Here is a 9,508-nt window from a genome sequence, read left to right as displayed (position 1 = left end):
CTTATCCGGCCTACGGATGGCGCGGGAATTTGTAGGCATGATAAGACGCGTCAGCGTCGCATCAGGCAATGGCGCACGACTGCCGGATGCGGCGTAAACGTCTTATCCGGCCTACTTTCGTCCGTAGGCAGTCATTAAATGGTTTTGATTACGCGGCTGGCAATGTATCAGCCGCGATTCACCTGCATTCGCAACGAGGTTCATCTTATGTCGACTCGTACCCCTTCATCATCTTCATCCCGCCTGATGCTGACCATCGGGCTTTGTTTTTTAGTCGCTCTGATGGAAGGACTGGATCTTCAGGCGGCTGGCATTGCGGCGGGTGGCATCGCCCAGGCTTTTGCACTCGATAAAATGCAAATGGGCTGGATATTCAGTGCCGGAATACTCGGTTTGCTACCCGGCGCGCTGGTTGGCGGAATGCTGGCGGACCGTTATGGTCGTAAACGCATTTTGATTGGTTCAGTTGCGCTGTTTGGTTTGTTCTCGCTGGCAACGGCTATTGCCTGGGATTTCCCCTCACTGGTCTTTGCGCGGCTGATGACCGGTGTCGGGCTGGGGGCGGCGTTGCCGAATCTTATCGCCCTGACGTCTGAAGCGGCGGGGCCACGTTTTCGTGGAACGGCGGTGAGCCTGATGTATTGCGGGGTTCCCATTGGCGCGGCGCTGGCGGCGACACTGGGTTTTGCAGGGGCAAACTTAGCCTGGCAAACGGTGTTTTGGGTAGGTGGTGTGGTGCCGTTGATTCTGGTGCCACTGTTAATGCGCTGGCTGCCGGAGTCGGCGGTGTTCGCTGGCGAAAAACAGGCCGCGCCTCCACTGCGTGCGTTATTTGCGCCAGAAACGGCAACCGCAACGCTGCTGCTGTGGTTGTGTTATTTCTTCACTCTGCTGGTGGTCTACATGTTGATCAACTGGCTACCGCTGCTTTTGGTGGAACAAGGATTCCAGCCATCGCAGGCGGCAGGGGTGATGTTTGCACTGCAAATGGGAGCGGCGAGCGGAACATTAATTTTGGGCGCGTTGATGGATAAACTGCGACCCATGGCCATGTCGCTACTGATTTATAGCGGCATGTTAGCTTCGCTGCTGGCACTGGGAACGGTATCGTCATTTAGCGGTATGTTGCTGGCGGGATTCGTCGCAGGGTTGTTTGCAACAGGTGGGCAAAGCGTTTTGTATGCATTGGCTCCGTTGTTTTACAGTTCGCAGATCCGCGCAACCGGCGTGGGAACCGCCGTGGCGGTAGGGCGTCTGGGGGCTATGAGCGGTCCGTTACTGGCCGGGAAAATGCTGGCATTAGGTACTGGCACGGTTGGCGTAATGGCCGCTTCAGCGCCGGGTATTTTTGTTGCTGGATTAGCGGTGTTTATTTTGATGAGTCGAAAATCACGAATGCAGCCGTGCGCCGATGCCTGACGCGCCTTATTAGGTAGGGGCGAAAGGGACTTGCCCCCAATACACCTACGGCGTTTACAGGTATACTCGCTAAAAATTATTCAGCGGGTTTGGAAACAAAGATGGCAAAACTTACCTTACAAGAGCAGTTGCTCAAAGCAGGATTAGTCACCAGCAAAAAAGCGGCGAAGGTCGAGAGAACGGCGAAAAAATCGCGCGTTCAGGCGCGTGAAGCTCGGGCGGCGGTAGAAGAAAATAAAAAGGCACAGCTTGAGCGTGATAAACAGCTTAGCGAGCAGCAAAAACAAGCGGCACTGGCGAAAGAATATAAAGCTCAGGTGAAGCAGCTTATTGAAATGAACCGGATCACCATTGCCAATGGCGATATCGGTTTTAACTTTACCGATGGCAATCTGATTAAGAAGATTTTTGTCGATAAGCTCACGCAAACGCAGTTGATTAATGGTCGTCTGGCGATTGCACGTTTGCAGATCGATAACAATAGCGAAGGTGAATACGCCATTATTCCCGCCAGCGTTGCCGATAAAATTGCTCAGCGTGACGCCAGCAGTATTGTGTTGCACAGCGCGCTCAGCGCCGAAGAGCAGGATGAAGACGATCCGTATGCCGACTTTAAAGTGCCTGATGATTTGATGTGGTAATCATCGATAAGCCGTGCACAGATGCCTGATGCGATGCTTTGCGCGTCTTATCATGCCTACGGCTCATGGGCGAAATGTAGGCCGGATAAGGCGTTCACGCCGCATCCGGCAGTTGTGCGCAGATGCCTGATGCGACGCTATGCGCGTCTTATCATGCCTACGGTTTATGGGCGAAATGTAGGCGGATAAGGCGTTCACGCCGCATCCGGCTGGCGTGCGCGGATGCTCAACGCATATTCAGTTTATTGGCGTGGTAGACAATATGCTCGCCAATAAAACTGGAGACAAAATAATAGCTGTGATCATAACCCTCGTGATAACGGATTAACGTTTTGATATTCATCTGCTGGCAGATCTTTTCAAGATTTGGAGTCCGCAGCTGTTCTGCGTAAAAATCATCACTCAATCCCTGATCAACCATGATTTCCGCAACGCGTTGACCTTGTGAAATAAGGCTCACCGGATCGTAATCCAACCAGGCATCTTTATTTTCACCAAGATATGCGGCAAAGGCTTGCTGTCCCCACGGTACTTGCGATGGGGAGACAATGGGCGAAAACGCCGAGACGCTGACATATTCATCTGGGTTACGTAACGCCAGCACCAGCGCGCCCAGCCCGCCCATAGAATGACCTGAGATAGACTTTCTGGTCGTTGCCGGAAAATGTTGCATCACTAAATCCGGCAGCTCGCTGCGGATATAGTCATACATTTTGTAATGTTCATTCCACGGCGCTTGCGTTGCGTTCAGGTAAAACCCGGCACCTTGTCCGAGATCGTAACGGTCGGCATCTGCGACATGACTGCCTCGCGGACTGGTGTCTGGCGCAACAACAATAATGTTGTGCTCAGCCGCGTAACGTTGCATCCCCGATTTAGTAATGAAATTCTGCTCGTTACAGGTCAGGCCCGAAAGCCAGTACAGTACCGGCAATTTTTCATTCCCGGCTTTTGGTGGGAGATAGACGCCGACATTCATTTCACATTTCAGTGATTGGGAATAATGCCGATACACATTTTGCCAGCCGCCAAAGCTGGCATGTTTTTCAATGAGTTCCATCAGTCATTATCTCACGGTTAATCCCCCGGGCGGCTGCCCGGGGAGAGTATTAATAACCCCGCCTGAACTGGACGGGGTAAAACCTGCGGGAAATCAGTAACGAATTACGGTTCGAATGGATTTGCCTTCATGCATCAGGTCGAAGGCGTCATTAATTTCATCCAGGCTCATGGTATGCGTCACAAACGGTTCCAGATCGATATCACCTTTCATCGCATCTTCAACCATACCCGGTAACTGGGAACGACCTTTCACGCCGCCAAACGCGGAACCTTTCCATACGCGACCAGTGACCAACTGGAATGGACGGGTTGAGATTTCCTGACCGGAACCCGCGACCCCGATGATCACCGACTGACCCCAGCCGCGGTGAGCACTTTCCAGCGCCGCACGCATCACGTTGACGTTACCGATGCACTCAAATGTATGGTCGATACCCCATTTGTTGATATCCAGCAGGACATCTTTAATCGGTTTGTCGTAGTCATTCGGGTTAATGCAGTCGGTAGCACCGAAACGACGCGCCAGATCGAATTTCTTCGGGTTAGTGTCGATAGCGATAATCCGTCCCGCCTTCGCCTGACGAGCCCCCTGAACTACTGCCAGACCAATCGCGCCAAGACCAAACACGGCAACAGAATCACCTGGCTGGACTTTAGCGGTGTTGTGCACTGCGCCAATGCCAGTGGTCACGCCACAGCCCAGCAGGCAGACGTGTTCATGGTTTGCTTCTGGATTAATTTTGGCCAGAGACACTTCCGCAACCACGGTGTATTCACTGAATGTAGAGCATCCCATGTAGTGATACAGCGGCTGCCCGTTGTAAGAAAAACGGGTGGTGCCGTCTGGCATCAGGCCTTTGCCCTGAGTCTCGCGAACTGCGACACAGAGGTTAGTTTTGCCGGAACGACAGAACTCACACTCGCCGCACTCTGCGGTATAAAGCGGGATCACATGGTCGCCAGGTTTGACGCTGGTTACGCCTTCACCGACTTCAACCACAACGCCGGCCCCTTCGTGACCGAGAACTACCGGGAATACACCTTCCGGGTCATCGCCGGAGAGGGTAAATGCGTCGGTATGGCAAACGCCGGTATGGGTGACTTTAATCAGCACTTCACCTTTTTTCGGTGGTGCAACGTCAATTTCAACGATTTCCAGCGGTTTACCGGGAGCAAATGCAACGGCAGCACGTGATTTCATCTCTCGCTCTTCCTCAATATGGTAATAGATTCAGCTATTTAAGATAGGCACGAACCAGTTCAATAGTGTCGTCAACGGATTGGCTGACTTCGCGGCTGTAGCAGTCATTTCGGTCAAACGTTTCCCGGATATGGCTTTCAAGCACTTCTGCCATCAGCCCGTTAGCCGCGCCCCGAACGGCAGCGATCTGTTGCAGTATGGCACGGCATTCGGCATCACCCTCCAGCGACCGTTCCAGAGCATCAATTTGCCCCCGAATACGACGAACTCGAGTAAGGACCTTTTTCTTCTCTTCCGGAGTACTGGGCATTTCGCACCTCATCATCTGCACGCAATATACTATAGGGGGGTATGCCATATGTCAATGCATACCCCCCTATAGTATATAGCATTGGAGCATAAAATTTATCCGGCCCCAGTATTTGTATGCATGATAAGAGGCGTGAGCGCTGCACCAGGCGATGTTTGTTAAAAATAGCAAAATGCGCATATTCGCTAACCATTGCCAGTTTTTTTCTAAAAACGCTTTGTTCTTAACAAGACGTTTTAATTCCTTTATCAAACTGACCCGCAACGAAATACTGCTCCCATAACAAGACAGGGGAGCAGACAATCATGGCAATTTCATCGCGTAACACACTTCTTGCCGCACTGGCATTCATCGCTTTTCAGGCACAGGCGGTGAACGTCACCGTGGCCTATCAAACCTCCGCTGAACCGGCGAAAGTGGCTCAGGCTGATAACACCTTTGCTAAAGAGAGCGGGGCGACGGTGGACTGGCGTAAGTTTGACAGCGGGGCCAGCATCGTGCGAGCACTGGCTTCTGGCGACGTGCAAATCGGCAACCTCGGTTCCAGCCCATTAGCGGTTGCAGCCAGCCAACAGGTGCCGATTGAAGTCTTCTTGCTGGCGTCAAAACTGGGTAACTCCGAAGCGCTGGTGGTGAAGAAAACCATCAGCAAACCCGAAGATCTCATTGGTAAACGCATCGCCGTACCGTTTATCTCCACCACCCACTACAGCCTGCTGGCGGCGCTGAAACACTGGGGTATTAAACCTGGGCAAGTGGAGATTGTGAACCTGCAGCCGCCCGCGATTATCGCCGCATGGCAGCGGGGAGATATTGATGGTGCTTATGTCTGGGCACCGGCGGTTAACGCCCTGGAAAAAGATGGCAAGGTGCTGACCGATTCTGAACAGGTCGGGCAGTGGGGCGCGCCGACACTGGACGTCTGGGTCGTGCGCAAAGATTTTGCCGAGAAACATCCTGAAGTCGTGAAAGCGTTTGCTAAAAGCGCCATCGATGCTCAGCAACCGTACATTGCTAACCCAGACGCGTGGCTGAAACAGCCGGAAAACATCAGCAAGCTGGCGCGTTTAAGCGGCGTGCCGGAAGGTGACGTTCCGGGGCTGGTGAAGGGGAATACCTATCTGACGCCGCAGCAACAAACGGCAGAACTGACTGGACCGGTGAACAAAGCGATCATCGATACCGCGCAGTTTTTGAAAGATCAGGGCAAAGTCCCTGCCGTGGCGAATGATTACAGCCAGTACGTGACCTCGCGCTTCGTGCAATAAAAGGAGGCGCAGATGCTGCAAATCTCTCATCTTTACGCCGATTATGGCGGCAAACCGGCGTTGGAAGATATCAACCTGACGCTGGAAAGCGGCGAGCTTCTGGTGGTTCTGGGACCGTCTGGCTGCGGCAAAACCACCTTGCTGAATCTGATTGCCGGTTTTGTGCCTTATCAGCATGGCAGCATTCAACTGGCGGGTAAGTGCATTGAGGGACCGGGCGCAGAGCGGGGCGTGGTTTTTCAGAATGAAGGGCTGTTGCCGTGGCGTAATGTGGTAGACAACGTGGCATTCGGCCTGCAACTGGCAGGTGTAGAGAAAGTACAGCGCCTGGAAATCGCGCACCAGATGCTGAAAAAAGTGGGGCTGGAAGGCGCAGAAAAACGCTATATCTGGCAGCTTTCCGGCGGTCAACGTCAGCGGGTAGGGATTGCCCGCGCGCTGGCGGCAAATCCCCAGCTGTTATTACTCGACGAACCGTTTGGTGCGCTGGACGCCTTCACCCGCGACCAGATGCAAACCCTGCTGCTGAAACTCTGGCAGGAGACGGGAAAGCAGGTGCTGTTGATTACCCACGATATAGAAGAAGCAGTGTTTATGGCAACCGAACTGGTTTTGCTGTCGCCTGGTCCAGGTCGTGTGCTGGAACGGCTGCCGCTCAACTTTGCTCGCCGCTTTGTTGCGGGAGAGTCGAGCCGCAGCATCAAGTCCGATCCACAATTCATCGCCATGCGCGAATATGTTTTAAGCCGCGTATTTGAGCAACGGGAGGCGTTCTCATGAGTGTGCTCATTAATGAAAAACTGCATTCGCATCGGCTGAAATGGCGCTGGCCGCTCTCGCGTCAGGTGACCTTAAGCATTGGCACGTTAGCGGTTTTACTCACGGTATGGTGGGCGGTGGCGGCGCTGCAACTGATTAGCCCGCTGTTTCTGCCGCCGCCGCAACAGGTACTGGCAAAACTGCTCACCATTGCCGGGCCGCAGGGATTTATGGATGCCACGCTGTGGCAGCATCTGGCAGCCAGCCTGACGCGCATTTTGCTGGCGCTACTCGCGGCGGTGTTGATCGGTATTCCGGTCGGGATCGCCATGGGGCTAAGCCCGACGGTGCGCGGCATTCTGGATCCGATAATCGAGCTTTATCGTCCGGTGCCGCCGCTGGCTTATTTGCCGCTGATGGTGATCTGGTTTGGTATTGGTGAAACCTCGAAGATCTTACTGATCTATTTAGCGATTTTTGCACCTGTGGCGATGTCGGCGCTGGCGGGGGTGAAAAGCGCGCAGCAGGTTCGCATTCGTGCCGCTCAGTCGCTGGGGGCCAGCCGCACACAGGTACTGTGGTTTGTTATTTTGCCCGGTGCGCTGCCGGAAATTCTCACTGGATTACGCATTGGTCTGGGTGTGGGCTGGTCTACCCTGGTGGCGGCGGAGTTGATTGCCGCGACGCGCGGTTTGGGTTTTATGGTCCAGTCAGCGGGTGAATTTCTCGCGACTGACGTGGTGCTGGCGGGGATCGCGGTGATTGCGATTATCGCCTTTCTTTTAGAACTGGGTCTGCGCGCGTTACAGCGCCGCCTGACGCCCTGGCATGGAGAAGTACAATGAGTGAACGTCTGAGCATTACCCCGCTGGGGCCGTATATCGGTGCACAAATTTCGGGTGCCGACCTGACGCGTCCGTTAAGCGATAATCAGTTTGAACAGCTTTACCATGCGGTACTGCGCCATCAGGTGGTATTTGTGCGTGAACAAGCCATTACACCGCAGCAGCAACGCGCGCTGGCCCAACGTTTTGGCGAACTGCATATTCATCCTGTTTACCCTCATGCCGAAGGGGTTGAGGAGATCATCGTACTGGATACTCATAACGATAATCCGCCGGATAACGATAACTGGCACACCGATGTGACATTTATTGAAACGCCACCCGCAGGGGCGATTCTGGCGGCGAAAGAGTTACCCTCGACCGGCGGCGATACGCTATGGAGCAGCGGTATTGCGGCCTATGAGGCGCTCTCAGCTCCCTTCCGTCAACTATTGAGCGGGCTACGTGCGGAGCATGATTTCCGTAAATCGTTCCCGGAATACAAGTACCGCAAAACCGAGGATGAGCATCAACGCTGGCGCGAGGCGGTCGCGAAAAATCCACCGTTGCTCCATCCGGTGGTGCGAACGCATCCGGTGACCGGTAAACAGGCGCTGTTTGTGAACGAAGGTTTTACCACACGAATTGTTGATGTCAGCGATAAAGAGAGCGAAGCCTTGTTAGGTTTTTTGTTTGCCCATATCACTAAACCGGAGTTTCAGGTACGTTGGCGCTGGCAACCGAATGATATTGCGATTTGGGATAACCGCGTGACTCAGCACTATGCCAATGCGGATTACCTGCCACAGCGGCGGATTATGCATCGGGCGACGATTCTTGGGGATATTCCGTTTTATCGGGCGGGGTAAGGGGGAAATGCCGGGTTGGATAACCCGGCATGATGATCATTAACGCAGAATCTTCTTCTCAGCCAGATCCAGCGCAAAGTAGCTGAAAATCAGATCCGCACCCGCACGCTTAATTGAACCTAAGCTTTCGAGCACGACTTTCTCTTCATCTATAGCACCCGCCAGCGCGGCGAACTTAATCATCGCGTACTCACCGCTCACCTGATACGCACCAATCGGCAATTCAGTACGCTCACGCAGCTCACGCACGATGTCGAGGTAAGCTCCGGCTGGTTTAACCATCAGGCAGTCTGCGCCCTGGGCTTCATCCAGCAGTGACTCACGAATCGCCTCGCGACGGTTCATTGGGTTCATCTGATAACTTTTGCGATCGCCTTTTAATGCACTTCCCGCCGCTTCACGGAACGGACCATAAAAGGAAGAGGCGAACTTGGTCGAATACGACATAATCGCCGTATCTTTAAAGCCCGCAGCGTCCAGCGCCTGGCGAATCGCCTGTACCTGACCATCCATCGCGGCAGAAGGGGCGATGAAGTCTGCGCCTGCAGCAGCTGCAACCACGGCTTGCTTGCCTAAATTTTCCAGAGTCGCGTCGTTGTCGACGCCATGCTCGCACAGAACACCGCAGTGACCGTGAGATGTGTATTCACAGAAGCAGGTGTCTGACATGACGATCATTTCTGGCACGGTCTGCTTGCAGATGCGCGACATACGCGCCACCAGTCCATCTTCCCGCCAGGCATCGCTGCCGGTTTCATCGGTATGGTGAGAGATGCCGAAAGTCATCACGGAACGAATACCGGCGTTGGCGATACGTTCAATTTCGCGTGCCAGATGTTTTTCTGGAATGCGCATCACGCCTGGCATGGCTTCAACGGCTTTGTAGTCGTCAATTTCTTCTTCAACAAAGATCGGCAACACCAGGTCGTTAAGGCTAAGTGTTGTCTCTTCAAACATAGCGCGCAGCGCAGGAGATTTGCGCAGGCGACGAGGGCGTTGGATTAGGTCTGTCATGGTCTGCCTGATGTTTGTGGAATCGAGGGGCATAGTATACCTGAAGCAGGGTGGGGATGTTTTACGAAAGTTGTCGTGATGTTGATAAGAAGAGAATGAATGAGAGGTCAGGACATCTTTGTAATAGAAATAGCAATAAAT

General features: G+C 53.5%; 10 protein-coding genes. 6 read left to right on the top strand and 4 right to left on the bottom strand.

Annotated features, from left to right (window positions below; translation table 11 throughout):
• Nucleotides 1-207 precede the first annotated feature (207 nt).
• Nucleotides 208-1,419, top strand: a complete 1,212-nt coding sequence (gene mhpT / locus HEN33_RS23010; RefSeq protein ID WP_176263233.1) for a 3-(3-hydroxy-phenyl)propionate transporter MhpT — start codon at nt 208-210, stop codon at nt 1,417-1,419.
• A 101-nt stretch (nt 1,420-1,520) separates the two neighbouring features.
• On the top strand, nt 1,521-2,060 hold the full coding sequence (locus HEN33_RS23005) for a DUF2058 domain-containing protein (RefSeq protein WP_001096712.1): 540 nt from the start codon (nt 1,521-1,523) through the stop codon (nt 2,058-2,060).
• A gap of 226 nt (nt 2,061-2,286) precedes the next feature.
• Here the strand turns inward: HEN33_RS23005 and fghA are convergent, their stop codons facing one another.
• The 3 genes from fghA to frmR all read right to left on the bottom strand — a co-directional run bounded on the left by fghA (nt 2,287) and on the right by frmR (nt 4,633).
• Nucleotides 2,287-3,120, bottom strand: coding sequence for an S-formylglutathione hydrolase (gene fghA, locus HEN33_RS23000; protein WP_176263232.1), 834 nt, complete (start codon nt 3,118-3,120; stop codon nt 2,287-2,289).
• A 93-nt stretch (nt 3,121-3,213) separates the two neighbouring features.
• Nucleotides 3,214-4,323: an S-(hydroxymethyl)glutathione dehydrogenase gene (gene frmA, locus HEN33_RS22995; protein ID WP_000842102.1), complete on the bottom strand. Its 1,110-nt coding sequence runs from the start codon at nt 4,321-4,323 to the stop codon at nt 3,214-3,216.
• Between the two features lie 34 nt (nt 4,324-4,357).
• Entirely contained in the window at nt 4,358-4,633 is a 276-nt protein-coding gene (frmR, locus tag HEN33_RS22990) for a formaldehyde-responsive transcriptional repressor FrmR (RefSeq protein WP_001141271.1), read from the bottom strand.
• 305 nt (nt 4,634-4,938) lie between these two features.
• Here frmR and tauA point away from each other — a divergent pair, with 305 nt between their 5' ends.
• Genes tauA through tauD form a run of 4 tightly spaced genes read left to right on the top strand, consistent with a single transcriptional unit; the run spans nt 4,939 to nt 8,353 of the window.
• Nucleotides 4,939-5,901, top strand: coding sequence for a taurine ABC transporter substrate-binding protein (tauA, locus tag HEN33_RS22985; protein WP_001018415.1), 963 nt, complete (start codon nt 4,939-4,941; stop codon nt 5,899-5,901).
• A gap of 12 nt (nt 5,902-5,913) precedes the next feature.
• Nucleotides 5,914-6,681: a taurine ABC transporter ATP-binding subunit gene (gene tauB / locus HEN33_RS22980; protein ID WP_001586727.1), complete on the top strand. Its 768-nt coding sequence runs from the start codon at nt 5,914-5,916 to the stop codon at nt 6,679-6,681.
• The gene (gene tauC, locus HEN33_RS22975; protein ID WP_032302536.1) at nt 6,678-7,505 is read left to right on the top strand and encodes a taurine ABC transporter permease TauC; all 828 of its coding nucleotides are present in this window, start codon (nt 6,678-6,680) and stop codon (nt 7,503-7,505) included. Before tauB ends, tauC begins: the two co-directional genes overlap by 4 nt.
• On the top strand, nt 7,502-8,353 hold the full coding sequence (gene tauD / locus HEN33_RS22970; RefSeq protein WP_176263231.1) for a taurine dioxygenase: 852 nt from the start codon (nt 7,502-7,504) through the stop codon (nt 8,351-8,353). Before tauC ends, tauD begins: the two co-directional genes overlap by 4 nt.
• A gap of 39 nt (nt 8,354-8,392) precedes the next feature.
• On the opposite strand, the gene hemB is transcribed toward tauD, so the two are convergent.
• Nucleotides 8,393-9,367, bottom strand: a complete 975-nt coding sequence (gene hemB / locus HEN33_RS22965; RefSeq protein WP_001295337.1) for a porphobilinogen synthase — start codon at nt 9,365-9,367, stop codon at nt 8,393-8,395.
• Nucleotides 9,368-9,508 lie beyond the last annotated feature (141 nt).

The organism is Escherichia sp. 94.0001 (assembly GCF_013369155.2).
Taxonomy (GTDB): Bacteria; Pseudomonadota; Gammaproteobacteria; order Enterobacterales; family Enterobacteriaceae; genus Escherichia; species Escherichia coli_F.
This window is presented reverse-complemented; position numbering and strand designations above follow the sequence as displayed.